Below are 25,027 nucleotides of genomic sequence, written 5' to 3'. Positions count from 1 at the left end.
CTAGGTTAGTCCTAGGCAGAGGAATTAGTAGCGAAATATATAAATAGTATATATATATTTTAAAAAAGCTCTATAATTAATACTTGTGATTATAAACATACTGTGATAAACTAATAAACAATTAAATAAATAAACTACCTAGGGTAGAGGTGCTGTATCTATTAGTACTTATTCGGAGCAGGCATGCTAAGATGGATAAGAAAAGGAGCTATGGCCGAAGAAAATATATTTGGTAAAGTTATTTTCTGGTTTTATACATAATATGTGTAAAGTTGTCACTGATTTGTCAGTGGAGAGCTACAAGGTACACGAAGTTTGTATGAAAAAATATTTTATGCAGCAAGGGTGTTCCTTTGCTGCATAATTTTTTTTTGGAGTTATGTATTAACAGTGCAAAAGAAAATCTTAAAATATTATTACATAATAAGGGATACGAAAAGTTGTAAATTTATTAGCTGTTAATAGGCAGCGACCCAGGAGATGATTTGATTATGGCAGTAGTTGTTCAAAAATATGGAGGTTCATCTGTAGGTACTACAGAGAAAATTAAAGGAATTGCACAAAGCATAATAAAGAGAAAAAACAAGGATACAGAATTAGTTATAGTAGTATCTGCTATGGGAGATACTACAGATGAATTATTGGCTCTATCTAAAGGGATAGGAGAAGAACCGGATAAAAGAGAATTAGATGCATTACTCTCAACAGGAGAAATAATTTCAAGCGCATTATTAGCTATGGCAATTAAAGACCTTGGGTATGATGCCATAAGTTATACTGCATATCAAATTGGAATTAAGACTAGTGGACAATATGGTAAAGCATTAATTGAAGATATACACGGTAACAAGGTTAAAAAAAGCTTAAAAGAGGGTAAAATTGTAATAGTTGCAGGCTTCCAAGGAATAAATGGAGAAGGTGACATTACAACTTTAGGTAGGGGCGGATCAGATACTACAGCCGTTGCACTGGCTGTAAAGCTTAATGGCAGGTGTGAAATATATACTGATGTTTCTGGAATTTATAGTGTAGATCCTAGGGCATACAGTGAAGCTAAAAAATTAGATGAAATAGAATATGAAGAGATGCTTGAACTAGCAAGTCTAGGAGCTCAAATAATGCACTCAAGGTCAATAGAGCTTGCTCAAAAATACAGTATACCTATATATGTAGGTCTAAGTGATAGTGATATTAAAGGAACTGTAATTAAGGAGGTAAAAAACATGAATATGGAAAGTAAACCAGTAACAGGTATAGCAACTAATGATGATGATGTGGAAGTAACTCTTAAGAATATACCCAAAGGTGTGAATATATTGTCCACAATATTTGAAGCTATAGGAAGTAAAAGAGTTAATATAGATATGATAAGTCAATCATCACCAGTAGATGGAATGGTAAGTGTATCATTTACAATTCCTAAAGAAAGTTTAAAGGAAAGTCTTGAAATTATAGATAAATTAACACCAGTAGATAATAAAGTAATAGTTGATGAGGACATAACCAAATTTTCCATGGTGGGTCTTGGCATGAAAACAACCTCTGGAGTAGCAGCTAGAATGTTTAGGGTTTTTAATAAAAATGATATTGAAATTAAAATGATAACCACATCAGAAATAAGAATTACCTGTGCTATTAAAACTTCAGACAAACTAAAGGCTATCAAGGTTGTTGCAAAGGAATTTGATTTATAAACAAGGTTTTATGGAAGGAGGGATTTATGTGAGATTTTTTGGTAATATAAAGAATGAAAATAATATATTAAGTATTGCAGGTGTTAGTGCTCAGGTTCTTGCTAAGGAATACGGTACCCCTCTTTATATAATGGATGAACAACTAATACGAGATAATTGTAGAAGGTTCTATAAATCTTTTAAAGCAGAAGGGGAACATAACAAAGTAGCTTATGCTGGAAAAGCATTTTTAACTATTGCTATGTGTGAAATTATAAAAAATGAAGGTTTATATTTAGATGTAGTTTCAGGAGGAGAATTGTATACTGCGTGTAAGGCCGATTTTCCACTTGAAAAGGTATATTTTCATGGTAATAATAAAACAATAGATGAAATTGAAATGGCAATAAGGCTTGGAGTAGGTACTTTTGTGGTAGATAATCTTCACGAAATGGAAATAATAGATGAAAAAGCAAAGAAAAAAGGCATTATACAACGGGTTATTCTTAGGGTAACTCCAGGAATAGAGGCTCATACTCATGATTATATAAAAACTGGACAAATTGATTCAAAGTTTGGATTTACAATATTAAATAATGAGTTAGAACAAGTTATAAGGACTGCTTTGAGTCTAACAAATATAAAACTTTCAGGACTTCATTGCCATATAGGGTCTCAAATTTTTGAATTAGAACCTTATAGAGAGGCTGTGCACATAATGACATCTTTAATTAAAAATATCAAAGAAAAATTTAATTATGATATAGAAGAATTAGATTTAGGTGGGGGTTTTGGTGTTTATTATGACATAGGTGATGAGCCTAAGGAAATAGAGGATTTTTGCTCTGCAATAATTGAGGAAGCTAAAATTAAGTGCAAAGAATTTGGAATAAACTATCCTATTCTTGTTATAGAGCCAGGCAGGTCTATTGTAGCTAATGCAGGAATAACATTATACACTGTAGGAGCTATAAAGGATATACCAGAGGTTAGAAAATATGTGGCAGTGGATGGCGGAATGACAGATAATATAAGACCGGCCTTATATAATGCACAATATCAATGCGTACTGGCAAATAAAATAAGTGGTCCATGTACAGAAGTAGTCACAATAGCAGGTAAGTGTTGCGAAAGTGGAGATATATTACTCGAAGGTGTAAAACTACCAATGGTTAATAGTGGAGACCTTATGGCTGTACTTTCAACTGGGGCTTATGGATACTCAATGAGCAGTAATTATAATAAGATACCTAAGGCACCGGTGGTTTTGGTAAATGAAGGTAGCCATAAACTTATATGTAAAAGACAAACTTATCAAGACATGATTAGCAATGAAGTATGTCTATAGGTAATGAAAGTATCTAAATTCCGGCGTGCCTTGCAATATGAGCTCAAAACGTGAAATTTCATTAAGAAATTCTAATCTTTTGCTACAATAAAATTCTCTACCTCTGGGTGGTTCGCTGGGGGACATAACAATTATTAATTGTTATGTGCTCACACTCGACGTCCTGTCTCGGGTTCGCTAGCCTGACTTCCTGTCAGGCTTACGAGAATTTTATTTGCGCAAAAGAAGAATTGCTAAATGAAATTTCAATGTTTCTTCGCTTCTTATTGCAAGCCACTTCGGTAAATATTATACTTTATATTATTTGAGAGGGATGGCAAACAAAAACATGAGAAATCTTAATAACTCTTACCCAAAAGTCTTTATTTGGAGCTACTATCGAGAAATTTATGCTTGTTATTAATCTATCATTATAAACAGTGGAAAGGGAGTATTATATGAGACCATCATCAAAAAATAGACTGATTGTAGTGTCTATAATACTTGTTTTGTTATTGATATTATCGGCAATGGCGTCTATTCATTTTTGGTAATCCTATAACAATATGAGCTGATATATGAAATCACATAAGAGGTTTATTTATATTTTAATTATTTATACTGATTTAAGATTATATTTAGTTTTTCTTTTACGCATGTTATTAACTCTAAAGGTTTTTGGATAATTGCATAAGCGATGATATCTCAATAACTAAACAGTTTTACGAGAAATTGAAGGAAAATGGTAAAATAATTGTTGAACTTAGTGAAATTTACTTTAGCCCCTCATATGGCATAGTGACCGATAAGTTTGGGGTTACTTTTCAAATTTTTACTATTAGAAAATAAATAATGTAGGACTAAAAGAAACACATAGTGGAAAATTTTCTATGAGTTTTCTTATATGTTGTACGCACAAAAAAAGTATATATTACGTATAATGCATTGAATCAAGCATTACGAGTAATATATACTTTTTTAATTTTACTGGACACCTAAATAATCTCTATCTAGTGTCATCACGACATTGTAACTAGGGCAACATTTTTTAAGCTCTATACTGATTTCGGTTTCTAGTTTAATTTCATCATCTTTTGTAAAAGTTGAATTAAAATCAATTACAGCATCAAAAATTAAATTTTTATATTCGCCTTCTCCTACAATTCTAAAGTCATGAATTGATTTTATTATAGAAAAATATTTTAGTACATTTAAAAGTTCTGCGTGAGAGGCATTAACCTCCTCATCATCTGTATTTATAGGGTCCATGTGAATAACTAGATATATGCTAAATTCCTCGGAAATTTCTTTTTCAGCCTTGTCGATAATTTCATGAATTTTAACTACAGAAATATCACAGGGGACTTCTGCGTGAATAGAAGCCATGCATCTACCGGGACCATAGTTATGAATAACTAAATCATGTGCTCCGGTAATATAATTATAAGATAGTAATTTTGTTTCAAGCCCCTCAACGAGGCCTTTATCTGGAGCTTCACCAAGTAAGGGATTTATGGTTTTTTTAATAAGTGTATAACCTGCATATATTATTATAAGAGATACAAGTATTCCAATGTACCCATCTAGGGGAAAATCAATCCAAATAGATAGGAGTAATGATAATGCAACGCAGCTTGAACTAAATACATCACTTAATGCATCAGTGGAAGAAGCTTCTAATGCAGAAGATTTTATAGCTTTACCTATTGTCTTATTAAATCCACTAATCCAAATTTTAAATATTATAGAAATTAATATTAATATGAAGGGTATAAGGCTGAAAATCACTTTTGAGGGATGAATTATTCTGCCGAAAGAGGTTTTAATGAACTCAATACCTACAAGCATTACTAAAAAGGAAACTATAAGTCCAGAAATATATTCAAGCCTCCCGTGACCAAAAGGATGTTCTTTATCTGGGGGTTTACTAGCTAGTTTAAAACCTAGAATTGTAATAACAGACGAAGCTACATCTGAAAGATTATTAAAAGCATCTGCAGTAACTGCTATACTATTTGATATTATTCCTATAATTAGTTTTACAGTAAAAAGAATTAAATTTACTACAATACCAACTAATCCTCCTAGGTAACCATAGGAATCTCTTACCTTTTTATCGTGAACGTCTTTATAATTTTTTACGAATTTTGAAATTAAGAATTTTGATAACATATTTACACCTCTGAATATATAGTATAATTTAAACAATTAATTCTAAACATATATTTTAGGTTCAATTATATCATTAATTAAGATTATATAGAAATATTATGAAAATTTTTGATATAATGGTGAAAGGAATAAGAAAAGTATTTATTTAAAGCACATTCATTGGAGGAATATATATGAACAAAGAATTAGAATTTGCCCAAAATCTTATTGATTTTATTTATGATAGTCCAACCGCTTTTCATGTTGTAGAAAAGGTAAAAGAAGACTTATGTAAAGCAAAATTCATAGAAATTAAAGAAGATGAAAAGTGGGACCTTAAAAAAGGCGGGAAATACTTTGTGACTAAAAATAACTCTGCACTAATAGCGTTTGTAGTTGGAGAGGGAAAAATTCAGGAAAATGGATTCAAGATTATTGCAGCACATACGGATTCTCCTAGTTTTAGAATTAAGCCAAATCCGGAAATGGTAGTAGATAATATATATGTAAGATTAAACACAGAAGTTTATGGCGGACCTATATTAAATACTTGGATGGATAGACCTCTAGCTGTAGCTGGTAGGGTAACTTTGCGAGGCGAAAATACTTTATATCCAGAAACTAAGTTAGTGAATATTAATAAGCCTATAATGATAATTCCTAATTTAGCTATTCATATGAATAGAGAAATAAACACTGGATTTGAACTAAATAAACAAAAGGATACATTGCCACTTTTATCAATGGTAAATGAAGAATTAGAAAAAAATAATTATCTTATGAATGCCATTGCAAAAGAATTATCTGTAGAACTTAAACAAATCATAGACTTTGATTTATTCCTTTATGAATACGAAAAGGGATCAATTATCGGTTTAAACAATGAATTTATTTCAAGCTCAAGATTAGATGATTTAGCTATGGTACATGCAGGAATAAGGGCGTTATCTAAAACATCTGCCGTAGAGGCAACAAATGTAATGGTTTGTTTTGATAACGAAGAGGTTGGAAGTGCAACTAAGCAAGGCGCGGACTCAAATATGCTACTTAATATATTAGAGCGAATTACAATATCTTTAGACAAAAATAGAGAGGATTTTTTAAGAGCTATTTCTAAATCCTTTATAATATCTGCTGATAATGCACATGCGCTTCATCCTAATAGTCCAGAAAAAAATGATCCAACAAATAAGCCTTACATGAATAAGGGCCCAGTTATAAAAATAAGTGCCAATCAAAGTTACACCACTGACAGTAACTCTGATGCGGTTTATGAATTAGTTTGCGAAAAAGCAGGAGTTCCTGTGCAAAAATTTGTTAATCGCTCTGATGCACGTGGTGGATCAACTATAGGACCAATATCTTCAACTCATCTAAACATACGCTCAGTAGATATGGGAAGCCCAACTCTAGCTATGCATTCTATTAGGGAATTAGGGGGAGTAATGGACCATTTTTATGTTATAAAATCCTTTGAAGAATTTTATAAAATTTAATACTAATAGAACTAAGCCATAAATAAACAAAAACCTCACAATATTTAGTTGTGAGGTTTTTGTTATTTTTACTAATAATTAAGCAGTTAGTTGGAGATAATAATTTCATCTAGTCCTAAAAACTTACAAATATTATTAACAAAAAGTGTTAAAGGGGTGTTTATAATGTCATATGTTACATTAGGGGCAATAGTCGTGATAGGTATTTTAATTTACATAGTAGTGAGAAAAAATCTAAATCATTACGAAGAAGAAAATTTATTAAAAGATGTGCCATCCATAAATGTGAATAAAGAAGATTTAGAAAAACATGCCTTTGAAATAGCACGCCATTACTCTGATGTCAAAAATACTAATTGCAAGAAAAAGCTTATTAGTAATTTGGATAGAAGTTATGAAATAATTTTAAACGGTTACGAGAATATAGATAAAGAGGGTAAAGATAAAAAAGAGGTATTACCTGCTGCAGAATGGCTTATTGATAATCTCTACTTGATAGAGAAAGAGTATAAGAGCATAAAATATAATATGCCACAAACATATTATAAAGACTTACCTGTAATATGCAAAGGAGTAATGAAGGGATATCCAAGAGTTTATCATATTGTAATTGAAATAGTCTCTCACACCGATGGGAGAATGGATGAAGCAATTATATCAAACTTTATTAGTGCGTACCAAAAGAACACCATACTGACGTCTGGTGAACTTTGGGCAATTCCTATAATGCTGAAAATAGCATTAATTCAAAATATTAGTAAGATAACAGAAAAAGTTATTAAAGCGGAGCTGGATAAAAAAGAAGCAGAATTAGTTGCTGAACGGTTAATTAATGCTTATTCTGAAGGCAGGATTAGTACAGAGATATCATTATTAAATAGTCAAAAGTATACTTTTAATTTTCATTTTACAGAAAAATTATTAAAATTATTAAGAGATAATGGTATTGATTCTAAAGAAATATATGATTTTATAGATGAAAAGCTTGTAGCACAGGAAACAAGTTCTGAAAAAATTATAGCTCTAGAACATCAAATAGAAGCTAATTTTGAAATATCTATGGCAAATTCTATTAATAGTATAAGAGTCATCGAAGGTTTAAATTGGAAAAGATATTATGAGAAATTGAGTCCTGTAGAGAATATTTTGAGAGATGATCCATCATGTATTTATGGAGAAATGGATTTTAAATCTAGAGATAAATATAGACATATAATAGAAAAAATATCTAAACATACAAGACTTCCAGAGTCCTATATAGCAAAAAAAGCTATTGAATGTTGTAGTGAAAGTAAGGACTTAGAAAATAAGACCTATAAAAAGCATGTTGGATATTATTTGATAGATGATGGTCAACAGGAACTAAAAGAAAAAATAGGTTATAAAAACACTGGTATACAAGACATTAAAAGTAACTTGAAGAAAAATATAGAAAATTATTATATAGGTACTATTATTACGTTTACCATGTTAATAGTATATCTAATTATTTCTAGTAGTCTATTAAATGATAATGATAAAGATCTATGGAGATATGTTCTAGCCGTAATTGTTATATTAGTGCCTTGTAGCGAAATAGTAATATCAATTTTCAACTGGAGTGTAAGTGTTCTGACTGCGAACTCGTTTATACCTAAAATGGAGTTTAAAGAAGTAATACCAGAAGAATATAGTACGGTTGTAGTAATTCCAACTTTATTAAATAATACTAGTAGGGTAGTGGAATTAATAAATGACTTAGAAGTATATTATTTAGCTAATGCTCAAAAAAATTTGTATTTTGCATTACTCGGAGATTTTAAGGATAGTGATACGCAGGAGGAGCAAGAAGATAGAGTTATAGTTGATGTTGGGCTTTTAGAAATAGAAAAATTAAATAAAAAGTATTGTAGTTCTGAAAAAAAGATATTTTTCTTTTTAAATAGAGTAAGGCTGTACAATAAAAAAGAAAACAAGTGGATTGGTTTCGAGAGAAAACGTGGAAAACTTATGGAGTTTAATGATTTTTTAAGAGGTAACGATAATACTAGTTACAATACAATAAGCAGCAATGCTAAGCAACTAAGAAAGGTCAAATATGTTATTACGTTAGATGCAGACACAAAACTTCCGAGGGACTCTGCCAAAAAATTAATTGGTTCTATGGCACATCCATTAAATAATGCTGTTATAAATAATAGTAAAAAGAAAGTGGATAGAGGTTATGGGTTAATGCAACCTAGAATAGGAGTGTCTATTCTTAGCGCAAACAAAACACTATTTTCAAAAATATTTTCTGGTGAAACAGGTATAGACATTTATACTACTGCAGTGTCTGATGTATATCAGGATTTATTTGGAGAAGGAATTTTTACTGGAAAAGGGATTTATAATGTAGATGTTTTTAATTATATGTTAAAAGGAGAAATACCTGAAAATACTGTGTTAAGTCATGATTTGTTAGAGGGGTCATATGTTAGGACCGCATTAGTTACGGATGTGGAATTTATAGATGGATACCCAGCTTATTACAATTCTAGTTCAATGAGATTACACAGGTGGACTAGGGGAGATTGGCAATTGTTGCCTTGGATTATGAAGGCTTCACCAATAAATAAAATATCTAGATGGAAAATATTTGATAATTTAAGAAGGAGCCTATTATCACCTTCAATTACAATATTGATAATACTTGCCTTAGGTGGAATATTGCCTGACGGTACAGATAAATGGGTTATTGCAGCCTTTGTTGCAATTTTAGCACCTATACTATTTGATGTATCAGAAGCTGTAGTTTCTCCGTCTATTGGAATAAGTTTATCAGGTAAGATTCAAAATGGTAAAATGGCTATAGAACAAGTATTTTTGATTATTTGCTTTATACCTTACCAAGCATATATGATGCTTGATGCTATAATTAGAACCCTATATAGGGTAATAGTAAGTAAAAAAAATTTACTAGAGTGGCAGACAGCAGCAGATGTTGAGGTAAAGCTAGGGAAAAGACTTAAAGATTTTATAGCTTCTATGTGGATTGGTAGTGCAGTTTCACTATTAATTTTGTTTCTAGCATTTAATTCAAGTATGAGTATTGGATTTCTTAGTATTCCTTCTTGTATACTTTGGTTTTTAAGTCCCTTAATTGCATATGGTATAAGTCGAGATAGAAGCTTAGAAACATTTGAAATAAAGGAAGAAGAAAAGATTTTTTTAAGGAAGTTAAGCAGGAAAACCTGGGCCTATTTTGAGGATTTTGTAAATGATGAAAATAATTGGCTTGGTCCAGATAATTACCAAGAAGACCCGCCTAATGGATTAGCTCACAGAACTTCACCAACCAATATGGGCATGGAATTGACCTCCAATATTGTTGCTTACGATTTGGGATATATAGGGATCATAGAGGTGACACGCAGAATACAGAAGATTATAACATCAATGGAAGATATGGATACATACAATGGTCATTTTTATAATTGGTATGATACTAAAACTAAGACTCCACTTTATCCTAGATATGTATCTACTGTAGATAGTGGAAATTTAGTTGGTTACCTTTGGGTAGTCTCCCAAGCATTAGATGAGTATTTAAGTTATCCAATATTTAGCCTTTCTAAAGCCAAGGGTTTGCAAGATGTATTAAGGCTGGCTAGTGAAGAAACGGAAAATTATAAAGAAGTAAAAGAATTATATTCTGGAGTTATGCGTGGCATTGACAATATAACAGATTTTAACTCTTGGAAAACTATGATAATAGGTTTATCATCAATAGTTACTAAAGTGGAGAAAATCGGATTAGATAAGGAACTTTATTGGAATAAAAAACTCAAAGGTGATGTGAGTAGATTCTTAGAGGAAATAAATGAATTTTTTCCTTGGTCTGATAAAGCCTATGAAAAAAACTTTAATTTGGAAATTAATAATTCATTACGAAGCCTACAGGAAACTACAGCAATAAGTCGTATTCCAGAGAAAATAAATGAAATATTAAATATGGTGAAAAATGATTTAAAAAGTGATGAAGCTTTAGCAAAATTGAAAATTTTATTGAAACATACAAAAGAAAAATCTCAAATGATCATTAAGACCATAGAGTGTTTAAAAGAAAGAATAAACGTTATGGCAGAAGCTACTGATTTTAAAATGTTATATGATGAAGACAGAGAACTTCTTAAAATTGGATATGACGTTGAGAGTGATAGTCTAGGTAGGAGTTATTATGATTTATTAGCCTCTGAGTCAAGGCAGGCTAGCTTTGTGGCCATAGCAAAAGGAGATGTTCCTAAAAAACATTGGTTTAAGCTTGGTAGGTCTATGACTCTTATGGGAAAAAGTAAGGGACTAGTATCTTGGAGTGGAACCATGTTTGAATATATGATGCCCTTACTCATAATGAGAAATTATCCGGGGACAATGTTTGATGAAACTTACAAAGCAGTAATTGGTGCTCAAAAAAAATATTGTTATGAGCGAGGGGTACCTTTTGGAATCTCTGAATCTGCATTTTATAATTTTGATTTAAATTCAAATTACCAATACAAGGCATTTGGAGTAGCTGGAGTAGGGTTAAAGTCAGGACTTGAAAATGAATTGGTTATTGCACCATATTCTACTGTTATGGCACTTCAAACTGATTTTAGAGGAGCTTATGATAATCTACTAAAACTTACTGCTGAAGGACTTGGTGGAACTTACGGTTTTTATGAGGCTGTAGATTATACTAAAAGCAGAATGTCTAAAGATGAGCCTAAGGCCATTATTAAATGTTTTATGATTCATCATGAAGGAATGAGTTTAATGGCTTTAGATAATGTATTGTTAAATAATATTCTTCAAAAAAGATTTCATGCTTTGCCAAAGGTCAAAGCTACGGAGCTATTACTTCAAGAGAAAATTTCTAAGAGAGTTGTATATGATAGAAAATATAATTTTAATTTACCAGGTACTACTACAGGAAAACAAAAGATTATAGTTAGAAAATACACTACGGCGAAAACTGAAACACCAGAAACACATTTAATTTCTAATGGAAGTTATTCGTTAATGATTTCAAACAGTGGAGCAGGGTATGCTCTGCGAGATAAAACTATGATTTATAGATGGAAGGAAGATGTCACAAAAGACAATACGGGCATGTTCGTGTATATCAAGGATGTGGACGAAAATGAATACTTTAGTGCGGCTTATGAACCTTGTGAAAAAGTAGCTGACAGATATGAAGTAACCTTTTCATTAGACAAAGCAGAATTTACAAGGAGTGATAATAATATTTCTACTCGCATGGAAATTACTGTGTCAACAGAAGATGATTCAGAGGTAAGAAGATTATCAATTACAAATAATACTACCGTGAGTAAATATTTAGAGATAACAAGCTATTTAGAAGTAACATTAGCTCACTATGATGCGGATATAGTTCATCCTGCATTTGGCAATCTGTTTGTAAAAACAGAATATGTGGATAATCCTAGCTGCATCCTGGCTACTAGAAGACCTAGATCTAAGGGAGGAAAACAACCTTGGATTATGCAGACTGTTGCAATAGAAGGAATTACCATGGGAACTATTCAATATGAGACTAGCAGAGCTAATTTTATAGGGCGTGGAGAAAACACAACACATCCTATAAGTATGAAACCTGGCTCAACTTTATCTAATACTGTTGGAGCGGTGCTCGATCCTATAGTGAGTGTGAGAAGAAAGGTTAAGATAAAACCTGGTGAAACCTGTATTATAGCATTCACCACTTCAATAGCTAATAGTAAGGAAGAAGTAATAAGTTTAGCTAAAAAATATAGTGAGTTTCATAATATAAACAGGGTATTTGAATTAGCGTGGAGTCAAACTCAGGTAGATATGAAATATTTAGGTATAAAATCCACACAAGCGAATTTATATCAGGTTATGGCTTCTAAAATTTTATTCCTAAATTCCACGTTTAAACAAAGAGGAGAATATATAGTAAATGTTAAAAAGAGTCAATTTACACTTTGGGGATATGGTATTTCAGGAGATTTGCCTATAATTCTTCTTATAGTACGCGAGAGTAAAGATAAAGACCTAGTTCGCCAACTTTTAAACGCCCATGAGTATTTAAGTCTTAAAGGGCTAATAATTGACTTGGTTATAATAAATCTTCAAAAGACATCATATGATCAACCGCTACAAACTGATATTAAGGATTTAGTAGGCAGTAGCCACTTAAGAGATAAAGAAAATAAACCTGGGGGATTCTTCATACTTAATAAGGCAACTATTAATGATGAAGATATAGAACTTATGATAGCCATAGCTAGATTAGTCATAGATTCCTCCAAAGGACTGCTCGTATCTCAAATTCAGAATAAGAACAACAAAGTAGAAAAACAACCATTATTAAAAACTATAGAAAATAAATTAAAATTTAAAGGTCACAAGTTCAAATTGGAGCCATTAGAATACTTTAATGATTTAGGAGGCTTTAATGTAGAAGGTGAGAACTATACTATTCTACTAAAAGATTTTAATAATACTCCAGCACCTTGGATAAATGTAATTTCTAATGGTGATTTTGGATTCCATGTATCAGAATGCGGAGCGGCTTATACTTGGTACCAAAACAGCCGTGAAAACAAAATTACTACTTGGTCCAATGATTGGGTAAGCGATGAATGCTCAGAAGCTATATACTTGCGAGATGAAACTTTCGGTAATGTGTGGAGTATTACTCCTAAACCTATAAGAGATGGTGGAGAATACTTAATTGAGCATGGATTTGGATATTCAAGCTTTAAACATGAGGCTTGTGGAATTATGGGTGAAGTAACAATGTTTGTGCCTATGGGGCATAATGTGAAGTTATGTAAAATAAAATTGAAAAATAACAGTGATATAGCTCGAGATTTGAGTATAACTTATTATGCAGAAATTGTAATGGGAGTTGTACGAGAGCACACTGCGCAGCACATTGTTACTTACTTGAATGAAGAAAATGAATATATATATGCTACAAATTCTTATAACCATAGTTTTGGTAAACTCAATGCTTTCTTGAAATTAGTTGGAGGCGAAGATCAAAGTTTTACTGGCAACAGAAGCGAATTTTTAGGCAGAGGAGGAAGCGTTGAGGACCCTGAGGTTCTAAAGAGAATAAGACTTTCAAATAGTGTAGGAGCTGGATTAGATCCATGTCTTGCAGTTACTTCAAAAATTCATATAGATTCTAACACAGAAATCGAATTAATAGCAATGCTCGGTGAAGATGAAAATATAGATGAAATTTCTAACATTATAAAGGAATTTTCAGAATATGACAGAGTGGAGCTTGAATTAGAGAATGTGAAAAAATACTGGAACAAGTTACTTCATACGGTGCAAGTCAAGACCCCAGATAAGAGTATGGATTTAATGCTTAATGGGTGGCTTATGTACCAAACTGTAGCATGTAGATTATGGTCCAGAACTGCTTTTTATCAATCTGGTGGAGCTTATGGCTTTAGAGATCAGCTTCAAGATGTAATGTCACTAAGTTTGATTGAGCCTATTATGACTAGAAAACAAATTATATATAGTGCATCAAGACAATTTGTTGAAGGTGATGTGCAACATTGGTGGCATCCAGTTGTAGACAGTGGAATAAGAACCAGATTCTCTGATGACTTATTATGGTTACCCTATGTTACTATGGATTATATAAAAAATACTGGAGATTTCGATATTCTTAATGAAGAGGCTAAGTATTTAATGGATACGCCACTAGCTGAAGGCGAAGACGAAAGATATAGTATTTCAGGAAAGTCAGATTTCACAGGGAGTATATATGAACACTGCATAAAAGCAATAGATAAAAGCCTTAAATTCGGTTCTCATAACATTCCACTAATGGGAAGTGGAGATTGGAATGATGGAATGAGTACCGTAGGTAATAAAGGCATGGGTGAGAGTGTATGGCTTGGATGGTTCTTGTATGATATACTTGGAAATTTCATTGAAGCTTGCTCATATAAAAAAGATGATGAAAGACTTAAAAAATACAAGGATAAACAAGAATATATAAGGGTAAACTTAGAGGAAAATGCATGGGATGGCAATTGGTATAGGAGAGCTTATTTTGATGATGGCACACCACTTGGTTCCTCTCAAAACGAAGAGTGTAAAATTGATTCCTTATCTCAATCTTGGGCAGTTATTTCAGGAGCTGCAAATAAAGAAAGAGCACAAGAGGCAATGGAGTCATTAGAACGCTACTTAATAAAAGAAGATAATGGAATGATCTTACTTTTAACACCACCTTTTAACAAATCTACTTTGGAGCCAGGTTATATCAAAGGTTATGTACCTGGAGTTAGAGAAAATGGTGGTCAATATACGCATGCTGCAACTTGGGTAATTCTTGCCTTTGCTAAACTTCATAAAGAAGATATGGCAGCAAAGCTCTATAATATGATAAACCCAATTAATCATACAAAAACCCTACCTGAGTGCGAGAGATATAAAACGGAACCTTATGTAATGACTGCTGATGTTTATGGAAAAGAACCTCATGTAGGAAGAGGAGGGTGGAGTTGGTATACCGGAACCTCAGGATGGATGTATAGAACTGGAATAGAAGCTATTCTAGGATTTAAACTAAAGGAGGGTAAAGGGTTCACCATAGAGCCTTGTGTACCAGAAGAATGGGGTCACTATGAGATAATTTATAAAAAAGAAAAATTTGAATATATTATTGAGGTTAAACGCCAGGGAGACAAAGGAATTTGGCTGGATGGCAAATTATGCGCCAATGGATTTGTTCCATTTAGTGATGGAGTGCATAAGGTAGAGGTTATAATTTAAAAGATGGGATGACTTCTAAGTAGAAGTCATCCCATCTTTTTTGTAAAAATTTATTTAAAACCACAATTAATCATCTGTATCCGGAATTTCTTGTCCGCCGTCATAAGTATAGTCAAACTCAACGTTAGATATATTCATAGAAACTATAGGGTCAGTTACAGGGTTTGGAAGTATAGTCGAATCCGTTTCGGAATAAGAGCGTATTTCTGTTTCGTCGTCTAATTCATAAAAATCCCTTTGGTGTGGCACATATACTTTAGTTTGATCTTCAGACATATTATTACCTCCCTTTATAAATTATAATATATATTTATAACATTTAGTGTTCCACAGAAGAGAAAAAAAATGAAGGTAATATTAGTTAAAAAATTATGATTGCATACGATGCAGTGAATTAGCATAAAGTATATAAGTAATTAATAATTTGTCTAAAAAAGAGGAATTTTTAAAAAGATGTAGAATATATATAATTACTATCAATAAATAACTGTTATAGATTAAAAGATAATAATAAGTATTTATTGAGCTCTAAATTTAAAGGAGGAATATAAATGACAGAATTAAGACAGATCTACAAATGCGAAATATGTGGTAACATAGTTGAGGTTGTTCATAATTCAGGTGGGACTTTAGTCTGTTGTGGACAAAATATGACACTTAAATTAGAGAATACCCAGGACGCTGCAGTTGAAAAACATGTTCCTGTAGTTGAGAAAATAGAAGGTGGAATAAAAGTTAAGGTTGGAGCAGTTGAGCACCCAATGCTTGAAGCACATCATATTGAATTTATTGAAGTACACACAGCAAATAAAGTGTATAGAAAATTCTTAAAAGTAGGCGAGAAACCAGAAGCAGAATTTAAAATAGAAGAAGAAGTGTTATATGTAAGAGAATATTGCAATTTACATGGTCTTTGGAAAGCATAAAATTTGAATTTTATGTTGACAATTTAACTAAATAGGCATAAAATATTTATAAGACATTTTAAATGTCTTATAAATATTTTAGTCTTTGATGAGAAGTAAGTAAATTTGAAAACAAATTCACAGAGAGTCGTAGTGGGGTATTTACTTTAATGTCCTAAGGTGGAATTACGATAATTATGTTTAAATTGAATGGGTCTCTGAGATTCGGGATGAAATGCAGTAGTCCTTGACGTAAGCCTTACGTTACAAAGGTAGGATATGAATGTATCTGTTTGAGTAGAAGCTTTATTGTAGCGTCTAAGTATTAGGTGGTACCGTGTAAATACGCCCTATGGATTTATCCATAGGGCTTTTTTTATATTTTAGGAGATGATTATTTTGGAAAATAATAAAAAAGTAATATTTAGTGGAATTCAACCCTCGGGTGAATTAACATTGGGAAATTATTTAGGAGCTATAAAAAACTGGGTTAAATTACAAGAAGAATATGAATGTTATTTCTGTGTGGTGGATTTACACGCCATAACAGTAAAGCAAGAACCAAAGGATTTGAGAAAAAGAACCTTAGAAGTATTAGCTATTTACTTAGCTTCAGGGATTGATCCTGAGAAAAATACTATGTTTATTCAATCACATGTGTCCGCACATAGTGAAGCCGCTTGGCTTTTAACTTGTTCTACTTACATGGGGGAATTAAGCAGAATGACCCAATTTAAAGAGAAATCTAAAAATAGTGAAAGTGTAGGAGCAGGATTATTGACATATCCAGTCCTAATGGCAGCAGATATTTTATTATATCAAACTAATTTAGTGCCTGTAGGAAAAGATCAAACTCAACATCTTGAAATTGCAAGAGATATAGCTGAAAGATTTAATAAAACGTATAGTGATACGTTCGTAATACCTGAACCATATATAGGTAAATCAGGAGCTAAGGTAATGGACTTACAAGAACCAACTAAGAAAATGTCTAAATCAGGAGAAAATATAAATGGATTCATTTTAATAATGGACCCACCTGAAGTTATAAGAAAAAAAGTGAATAGGGCAGTTACAGATAGCTTAGGAGTTGTTAAGTATAATGATGAACAATTAGGCGTTAAGAATTTAATGACCATACTAATGGCTATAACCAATATGTCTGTAGAAGAAATAGAAGAAAAATATGAAGGATTAGGTTATTCTCAATTTAAAAAAGATGTAGCAGAGGCAATAGTTGCAGAACTTGAACCTATACAGATTAAGATTAACGAATACACGGGGAAAAAAGCTTATTTAGAGGAAATTTATAAAAAAGGCTCGGAGAAAGCTAATTATGTTGCTAATAAAACGTTAAGGAAAATGCAAAAGAAAATAGGATTTATACCAAGGTAAAGTATAAGATTCCCCTGCGTGATTTGCAAACGAGCTTGAAACAGAAAATTCCATTAAGAAATTCTAATCTTTTGCTCCAATAAAATTCTCTACCGTTCACACTCGACGTCCTGTCTCGGGTTCACTAGCTTCCACGTCCTGTGGAAGCTCACGAGAATTTTATTTACGCAAAAGAAGAATTTCTAAATGGAATTTCAATGTTTCTTCGCTTCTTATTGCAAAGCACTCCGGGGAAATTACATACTGTTATTAATGGATCCCTACGGGTAGTGCAAGTGCAAGGCCAATTGAAGGTAAAATATAGAATTCGATGGCATTCACATTGGTTGACGGGTAACTATGGGTGCTTCTTGAGGGCACATAACAATTATTAATAGTTGTTATGTGCCCTAAGAAGTTGTAAGGGTTATTCATTATATATAATATTTGTGATGTATGGTTGTTTAAGGATAAAGGGTATAGGAATTAACTTATAGTACAACCTTAGTTGACAGATATGGTGATAAAAGCTAAAATTGATAGGTAGAGAAATGATAAGTGAAATTTTAGAATCACTAGAAGCTTTGAGAGTGGTTGCTTAAATATATATAAATGTACATAACAAAAAAAGAAAAAAGGAGCGCGATGATCTTGGCGGATTACATAAAAGAGATTCAAAAGAGAAGAACATTTGCTATAATTTCCCATCCTGATGCTGGTAAAACTACGCTTACAGAAAAGTTATTATTATATGGAGGCGCAATTAGGCTTGCAGGTTCAGTTAAAGCTAGAAAAACAACTAAACATGCGGTTTCTGATTGGATGGAGATAGAAAAACAAAGAGGTATTTCCGTTACGTCTTCAGTTATGCAATTTAATTATAATGATTTTTGTATAAATATACTTGATACACCAGGGCATCAAGATTTTAGTGAAGATACTTATAGAACCCTTATGGCGGCAGATAGTGCAGTAATGATTATTGATGGTGCAAAAGGAGTAGAGGCACAAACAAGAAAACTATTCCATGTATGTAGCATTAGAGAAATACCTATCTTTACCTTTATTAACAAGATGGATAGAGAAACTAGAGATATCTTTGAACTTATGGAAGAAATCGAGAATGAGTTTGGAATTAGATCTTATCCAATGAATTGGCCTATAGGTTGTGGCGTAGATTTTAAAGGTGTTTACGATAGACGTACAAAGGAAATCATTGTTTTTGATGATGGTAAACATGGCCAAATTGAAGCTAAAGAAACAAAAATAAATGTTAATGATGAAAAGGCAATTGAACTTATTGGAGATGATCTATATAAAAAGCTTATGGAAGATATGGAGCTTTTAGATGTAGCGGGAGATGATTTTGATCTAGTAAAAGTAGCTAATGGGGAGCTTACACCAGTATTTTTTGGAAGCGCTTCAACTAATTTTGGGGTTGAACCATTTTTAGATAACTTTTTAAAGTTAACATCATCTCCACTACCAAGAAATTCAAGCATAGGAAAAATTGATGTTTTTAGTAAAGACTTTTCTGCTTTCGTATTTAAAATTCAGGCTAATATGAATAAAGCTCACAGGGATAGAATTGCTTTTATGAGGATTTGTTCTGGTGAGTTTGAAAAAGGCATGGATGTTTATCATGTGCAAGGTGGTAATAAAATAAAATTAGCGCAACCTCAACAATTTTTAGCACAAGAGAGGGAAATAGTGGATAAGGCTTATGCGGGCGATATTATTGGAGTATTTGATCCAGGTATATTTAGCATAGGAGATACGATATGTTCTTCTTCTAATAAATTTCAGTTTGAGGGAATACCAACTTTTGCTCCAGAACATTTTGCAAGAGTGAGAACTGTTGATACTATGAAGAGAAAGCAATTTATTAAGGGAGTAACCCAAATAGCTCAAGAAGGTGCAATCCAAGTATTTAAGGAACTTCATATAGGGATTGAACAAATTATAGTGGGAGTTGTAGGGGTATTACAGTTTGAAGTACTAGAATTCAGACTTAAAAATGAATATGGTGTAGATATTAAAATTGAAAGGTTAGCGTTTAATCATATAAGGTGGATTGAAAATAGTAAATTAGATAAAGAAAAACTTAACTTGACTAGTGATGCTAGATTAGTTAAAGATTTTAAGGATAGAGACCTATTATTATTCCAAAATGATTGGGGTATTAGTTGGGCGTTAGAGCATAATAAAGGCTTGATTTTATCAGATGTAAGTAAAAATAACGACTAATATGAAAATAAAAGAAAAATCTCTTGAAATAATTTCAAGAGATTTTTCTGCGTTTAATATTTTTTATTACATGGTTTTTCTTTTGTTAGATAATACGTCAATTACAAATACAATTGTAGCAATTACAAGTAGAATATTAATTAAACTTCCACCTTTACTAAAAAGTACTCCCATCAACCAAAATAACACTACAAATCCACCTAACCAACGTAAAAAAGGCATATTTTAACCTCCATTTATCAAAATAACAATTTAATGAAATTCTAAAATTTATTAAGGTAGATTCTTCTACTAGAGTAGGACTCGTCTACTAGAGTAGAGCTCTTCTACTAGAGTAGCTTATCTACTTGAGCAGATTAATTCATTAAAATGGTTTGAATTGAATTATATCTATGTTTAATGATTAAACTATATAAATATCATATATAGTATGTATTACTTAAGCAATGTATATGCAAAAAGAAATATGAAATTAAATTTAAAAATAGTGTATGCATACATTTGATAAATTATAGTTATTGTATATAATAGTAATAGAGTAAAGCTTAAAAATATTGAAAATTAAATTGTATTTAAATTAAAAGCGTAGGGGGAGAAAATGGAAAATAGAGTATCAGCAATAAAAACAATTGACATAGTACAAATTGGAATTATGTCCGCTATTATATACATTGCAACATATCTAATAAAAATACCCGTTGGAAACAGCGCTGTATTCCATGTAGGAGATAGTATGGTATATCTAGCTGCCATATTACTAGGAAAGAAAAAGGGCGTTATAGCTGCTGCACTTGGCATGACTATATTTGATTTAACAACACCTTGGTTCTACTGGGCACCGTTTACACTGATTGTAAAAGGTGGAATGGCATATATTACAGCTGTGATAGCATACAGAACTGGGTATAAAGGAGATAATTTGTGGAACAATCTATTAGCATTTGTAGTTGCGGGTGCATGGATGGTTTTGGGGTATTTACTTTCAGGTTTTATAGTATACAAACTAATTTCAAACAATGCACTACTAGCGCTTGCAGACATTCCTGCAAATATAGGTCAAATTATTGTTGGCATTGCCCTTGCATTGCCATTATCCATGACTTTGGTTAAATATAATAAAAAACATGGATTTATAAATTAGTAAAAAATGGCTGTCTCAAAATAGAAATTTCTATTGCGAGATGGCTCTTTTTTTAATCATATTTAAAACAATTAATCAGTATGATACTCTATTTTTTAGGATATGCTTTAGAAGCATTTTTTGTTTTAATATAGAATACACTAAAAATTATTGTTGGTATCAATATGAAACTCACTACAGAAAAATAGACGTATATATTTAAAAATTTATATAATATTAATACTTTAGCAGAAATGAAATAGGAAATTATGAATACAAATAAAGTAATCATATATATCCAGTATTTATTGAAGAAAGAAAGTTTTTTAGATAATAGTAGTATAGCATTTAGCGCTAATACATATTTTATAAACCATCCACCTACCATTTGAAGCATTACATAAAACTCTCCTCCCTCTATAATGCTGAAATAATCTACTAACTGGGTTTGTATGAGCTTGGGATAATTAAGGGACAAAACTCTAGCTATGGAGAAGGTACTTAAAAGACCTATACTTGCGAAAATCTCCATTTGTATTACAATCAATATTGCAATAATGCAATGTTTTGTAATTTTTGATTTATTATATACTTTAGAGAAAAATGGAATGCAAATAGCTATACTACCATAACATCCTAGTGCCTTTATTATAGATAAAACAAAAGATTTGCTTACTCCATTCGCCATTATAGGAAGTAAGTAACTATATTTTTTATATTTAGCTGTAAGAATTGCTAGGTTTATACCTGCAAACATAATAAGGGATATACCAATAATAGTAACTATAATTATTGCCCTCGTACCCTTTTTTGTAATATATATGGCAGGTATTAATATAAACAAGAGTAAAAACCAAGGCGGAGTAGCTGAAAGTATATTTAAGTGCATGGCATTTGCCTCTACTGAGGAACTTTCTATTAGGCTTACAATCAAAGTTATAATAAATAAAATTAAAAAAATGTCTCCAGTAGTTTTACCTAAAGCTTTATGGTATATTTTATCCATATCATAGCAATTAGTCTTTTTACAAACGAAAAGTAAATAAATGAAATAAATAAATAAGAAAATAGAGGCAATAATAACAGCAATCCAGGAATCTCTACCTCCATTTACAATGAATACATTTGGGTAAGTTTTCATCGCTACGATAGAGGTTCCCCATATTATGAACATCAAATGTTTTGTATTTAACTTATCCATTTTATCTTCGTGCCCCCTTTCTGTTTTTGATTTTACACAGTATAATTAAAATTTGTATCTTATTAGTAGTATTTCCCTATTTCAGAATATTAGACTTAAATATTAAAAAATTCTAGAATATTAAACTTGAACATTACAAACAATAAATTGGGTGATTAAAATGGAAAAGATAAATATTGATTATATTAAAGAAAAATTAAAGAATAGTTATGATGTAAAGTACAGAGAGATAAAATGTTCTGTAGGAATAATATACGGTGTATTTATTGATGATTTGTGTGATTCTAAATTTATTAGTGAGTATATATTTAATCCTCTAATAAGGCATAAAATTGAAACTATAGATTTAGAGTATATAAAGAAAGAGGTACTACCAGCTAACAGTATTGGAGATGTTAATAGTAATGAAGATGCTGTATACCATATATTATCTGGAGATTTGGTTCTAATATTTTCTTTTACTGATAAATCATTTTATTGTGAGGCTAAAGGGTATGTGAGGCGGTCTGTGGCAGTACCCCCTACAGAAAATGTAATTAAAGGGCCGAGAGAAGGATTTACGGAGGCTTTTGTAGATAATGTATCGCTAATAAGACGAAAAATAAAAAATCCAGGGTTGAAATTCGAGACCATAATTTTAGGCGATAAATCTAATACAGTAACTATAATATGCTACATAGAAGGTGTGGCACCTAAGAAGCTTGTTGATTATATAAGAAAAAAGGTGACTAATATAAAATTAGAGTTTATATTAGACACGAATTATATTGAAGAGGAATTAAAAAATAAGCACACAGCTTTTGACACAATAGGAAGTACCGAAAAACCAGATGTTGCAGCAGCAAAGTTGTTAGAAGGTAAAATAGCAATAATTGTAGATGGAACTCCTTTTGTAATTACTGCACCATATTTTTTTATAGATAATTTTCAAACACCAGATGATTATTATTCAAATATGTATTTTTCTAATATTTCAAGAATTATGAGAGTGGTTAGTTTCTGCATTGCTAGCCTTTTGTCGGGGCTATATTTGGCCTTTTCTACTTATCATTTTTCGCTTATCCCAACGGCAATCACTTTAAAACTCGCAAATTCTAGAGCTGACATACCCCTTCCTACTATTTTAGAGTTATTATTAATGACTTTTTTCTTTCAATTACTTAGAGAGGCAGGAATAAGATTACCTCAATCAATAGGTCAGGCAATGAGTATTGTTGGGGCCTTAGTTTTAGGGGATGCTGCAGTTGGAGCAGGTTTAGCATCACAAAGTACTATAGTAATTGTGGCACTATCGTCTATAGCTTCATTTTTAGTGCCTAAGCTTTACGGAGCACTATCCATATGGAATATAATTATTATTATATTTTCTGCAGTTCTAGGACTCCCAGGATTTTACATTGCATTTTTTATTTTTATTTCACATATGGCGGGACTTGAAAGTTGCGGATATCCATATTTATTTCCATTAGGTACATTAGAAAGTTTTAAATTTAAGGATTTATTATATAGAAAAGATCTTAGTAAAATATCTAATAGTATTTTTGATAGGGATGACTATAATGAATAAGTGTAAAAAAATATTAGTTATGACTTGTATAATAATGAATTGTTTTATTATGTCATCATGTTTTAGTTATAAGGATATTAATAGGGTTTTATTTGTTACTGCCGTGATGATAGATGTGGATCATAATGGAAATCCTATCTTGTATGCTGAAGTCTTTAAGGGAGTTAGAGGATCAGCATCAGCGGGTGCAGGGATGGACAAAAGAATCTTATTTAAAGGAAATGGTAAAACAATGTTTGAAGCCGTTAGAGATATGAATGCTATTGCTAGTTATAAATTAAATTGGACACAAAATAAAGCCATAATATTTACTCAAGCGGCTGCGGAATATGGCGTTGAAGATTTTATAGATTTTTTAGACCGTGATGAAGAATTACTTTTAAGGCCGTATATTGCAGTATATGTAGGGGATCCAGAGAAACTCATGAAGATTGATATTGTTCAAGAAAAATATATTGGATTACTTTTAGTGCAAATTATAGAAAATATTAAAACAACTTCAAGAGCTATCACATTAACCTTTAATGATTTTTACAATCAAAGAACATTTGGCGATAAAGCAAATGTAGTACCTATAATAGATATTAAAAAAGATGCTATAGATGCAAAATTAGAAATAAACGGTGGAGCAGTAATTAAAAATGATAGGATGATTAGTATATTAGAAAGAGGTGAAGGTGAAGGTTTTAGTTTCTTAATAAATGATATTTCAGGTGGTACCTTAGAAGTAACTAACCCTCTTGATATTAACAAATTTGTAACTTTAGAAATTTTAAAAAGTAAAACTAAGACAGAAGTTAGCTATGATGGTAAGATTGTTCATTTAAAAAAGCAGATTAAAGTTAAGGTGGATTTTGGGGAGGCTCAAAAAAGTATTGTATTTACAAAGGAGAATATCAATAAAATTCAAGAACAAGCAGAAAAAAATATTGAAGATGCATGTAACTCTATATTTGCAAAATATAAGGGATTAGGAGTGGATATTTTTGATATACAGGAACAATTTGATGAAAAGTACCCCAAAATAAAAATTCAAGGTGATATTATTAATAAAACTGAGTTAAAGATGGAAGTAAAAGTACAAATAATGAACATTGGGGATACTAAAAATTTTCAATAGTTTGTTTTGAATATATGATTTCTTTTATACAACAAAAGGCGATGGTATTCCAT

The 25,027-nt window shown here is 31.4% G+C and carries 14 protein-coding genes and 1 riboswitch; of the genes, 10 read left to right on the top strand and 4 right to left on the bottom strand.

Translation table 11 applies throughout. The features are described 5' to 3' along the window. Positions 1-136: 136 nt before the first annotated feature. A riboswitch (Lysine riboswitch) is annotated at positions 137-308 on the top strand. Positions 309-491: 183 nt separating this feature from the next. Together VIM70_RS17480 and lysA are read left to right on the top strand one after the other, a co-directional pair. Then, entirely contained in the window at positions 492-1,694 is a 1,203-nt protein-coding gene (locus tag VIM70_RS17480; RefSeq protein ID WP_331947063.1) for an aspartate kinase, read from the top strand. 28 nt (positions 1,695-1,722) lie between these two features. Then, entirely contained in the window at positions 1,723-3,021 is a 1,299-nt protein-coding gene (lysA, locus tag VIM70_RS17475; protein ID WP_331947062.1) for a diaminopimelate decarboxylase, read from the top strand. 963 nt (positions 3,022-3,984) lie between these two features. On the opposite strand, the gene VIM70_RS17470 is transcribed toward lysA, so the two are convergent. Beyond that, on the bottom strand, positions 3,985-5,172 hold the full coding sequence (locus tag VIM70_RS17470; protein ID WP_331947061.1) for a cation diffusion facilitator family transporter: 1,188 nt from the start codon (positions 5,170-5,172) through the stop codon (positions 3,985-3,987). 173 nt (positions 5,173-5,345) lie between these two features. Here VIM70_RS17470 and VIM70_RS17465 point away from each other — a divergent pair, with 173 nt between their 5' ends. Next, positions 5,346-6,647 carry a M18 family aminopeptidase gene (locus tag VIM70_RS17465; RefSeq protein ID WP_331947060.1) on the top strand — a complete coding sequence of 434 codons (1,302 nt, stop codon included), beginning with the start codon at positions 5,346-5,348 and terminating at the stop codon, positions 6,645-6,647. A 165-nt stretch (positions 6,648-6,812) separates the two neighbouring features. Further along, positions 6,813-15,440 (top strand): GH36-type glycosyl hydrolase domain-containing protein, encoded by an 8,628-nt coding sequence (locus tag VIM70_RS17460; protein ID WP_331947059.1) that lies wholly within the window; start codon positions 6,813-6,815, stop codon positions 15,438-15,440. 66 nt (positions 15,441-15,506) lie between these two features. Here the strand turns inward: VIM70_RS17460 and VIM70_RS17455 are convergent, their stop codons facing one another. After that, on the bottom strand, positions 15,507-15,716 hold the full coding sequence (locus VIM70_RS17455) for a hypothetical protein (protein ID WP_331947058.1): 210 nt from the start codon (positions 15,714-15,716) through the stop codon (positions 15,507-15,509). A gap of 275 nt (positions 15,717-15,991) precedes the next feature. Between VIM70_RS17455 and VIM70_RS17450 the strand changes: the two genes are divergently transcribed. The 3 genes from VIM70_RS17450 (at position 15,992) to VIM70_RS17440 (ending at position 19,966) form a co-directional block, all read left to right on the top strand. After that, positions 15,992-16,366 carry a desulfoferrodoxin gene (locus tag VIM70_RS17450; protein WP_331947057.1) on the top strand — a complete coding sequence of 125 codons (375 nt, stop codon included), beginning with the start codon at positions 15,992-15,994 and terminating at the stop codon, positions 16,364-16,366. Between the two features lie 378 nt (positions 16,367-16,744). Beyond that, positions 16,745-17,740: a tryptophan--tRNA ligase gene (gene trpS / locus VIM70_RS17445; RefSeq protein WP_331947056.1), complete on the top strand. Its 996-nt coding sequence runs from the start codon at positions 16,745-16,747 to the stop codon at positions 17,738-17,740. Between the two features lie 630 nt (positions 17,741-18,370). Then, entirely contained in the window at positions 18,371-19,966 is a 1,596-nt protein-coding gene (locus VIM70_RS17440) for a peptide chain release factor 3 (protein ID WP_331947055.1), read from the top strand. Positions 19,967-20,032: 66 nt separating this feature from the next. Here VIM70_RS17440 and VIM70_RS17435 read toward each other — a convergent pair whose 3' ends face one another. Then, positions 20,033-20,188 carry a lmo0937 family membrane protein gene (locus tag VIM70_RS17435; protein ID WP_331947054.1) on the bottom strand — a complete coding sequence of 52 codons (156 nt, stop codon included), beginning with the start codon at positions 20,186-20,188 and terminating at the stop codon, positions 20,033-20,035. Positions 20,189-20,564: 376 nt separating this feature from the next. Here VIM70_RS17435 and VIM70_RS17430 point away from each other — a divergent pair, with 376 nt between their 5' ends. Next, positions 20,565-21,107, top strand: a complete 543-nt coding sequence (locus VIM70_RS17430; protein ID WP_331947053.1) for an ECF transporter S component — start codon at positions 20,565-20,567, stop codon at positions 21,105-21,107. An 88-nt stretch (positions 21,108-21,195) separates the two neighbouring features. Here the strand turns inward: VIM70_RS17430 and VIM70_RS17425 are convergent, their stop codons facing one another. Then, on the bottom strand, positions 21,196-22,287 hold the full coding sequence (locus VIM70_RS17425; protein WP_331947052.1) for an endospore germination permease: 1,092 nt from the start codon (positions 22,285-22,287) through the stop codon (positions 21,196-21,198). Between the two features lie 160 nt (positions 22,288-22,447). Between VIM70_RS17425 and VIM70_RS17420 the strand changes: the two genes are divergently transcribed. Together VIM70_RS17420 and VIM70_RS17415 are read left to right on the top strand one after the other, a co-directional pair. Continuing rightward, positions 22,448-23,854, top strand: coding sequence for a spore germination protein (locus tag VIM70_RS17420; RefSeq protein WP_331947051.1), 1,407 nt, complete (start codon positions 22,448-22,450; stop codon positions 23,852-23,854). Then, positions 23,847-24,974 (top strand): Ger(x)C family spore germination protein, encoded by a 1,128-nt coding sequence (locus VIM70_RS17415; RefSeq protein WP_331947050.1) that lies wholly within the window; start codon positions 23,847-23,849, stop codon positions 24,972-24,974. The genes VIM70_RS17420 and VIM70_RS17415 overlap by 8 nt, the downstream gene beginning before the upstream one ends. Positions 24,975-25,027 lie beyond the last annotated feature (53 nt).

Source organism: Clostridium sp. (assembly GCF_036569345.1).
In the GTDB taxonomy this organism is placed as follows: Bacteria; Bacillota; Clostridia; order Clostridiales; family Clostridiaceae; genus Clostridium_AD.
Note: the sequence above shows the minus strand (reverse complement) of the source record. Positions and strands in the feature narration are given on the sequence as shown.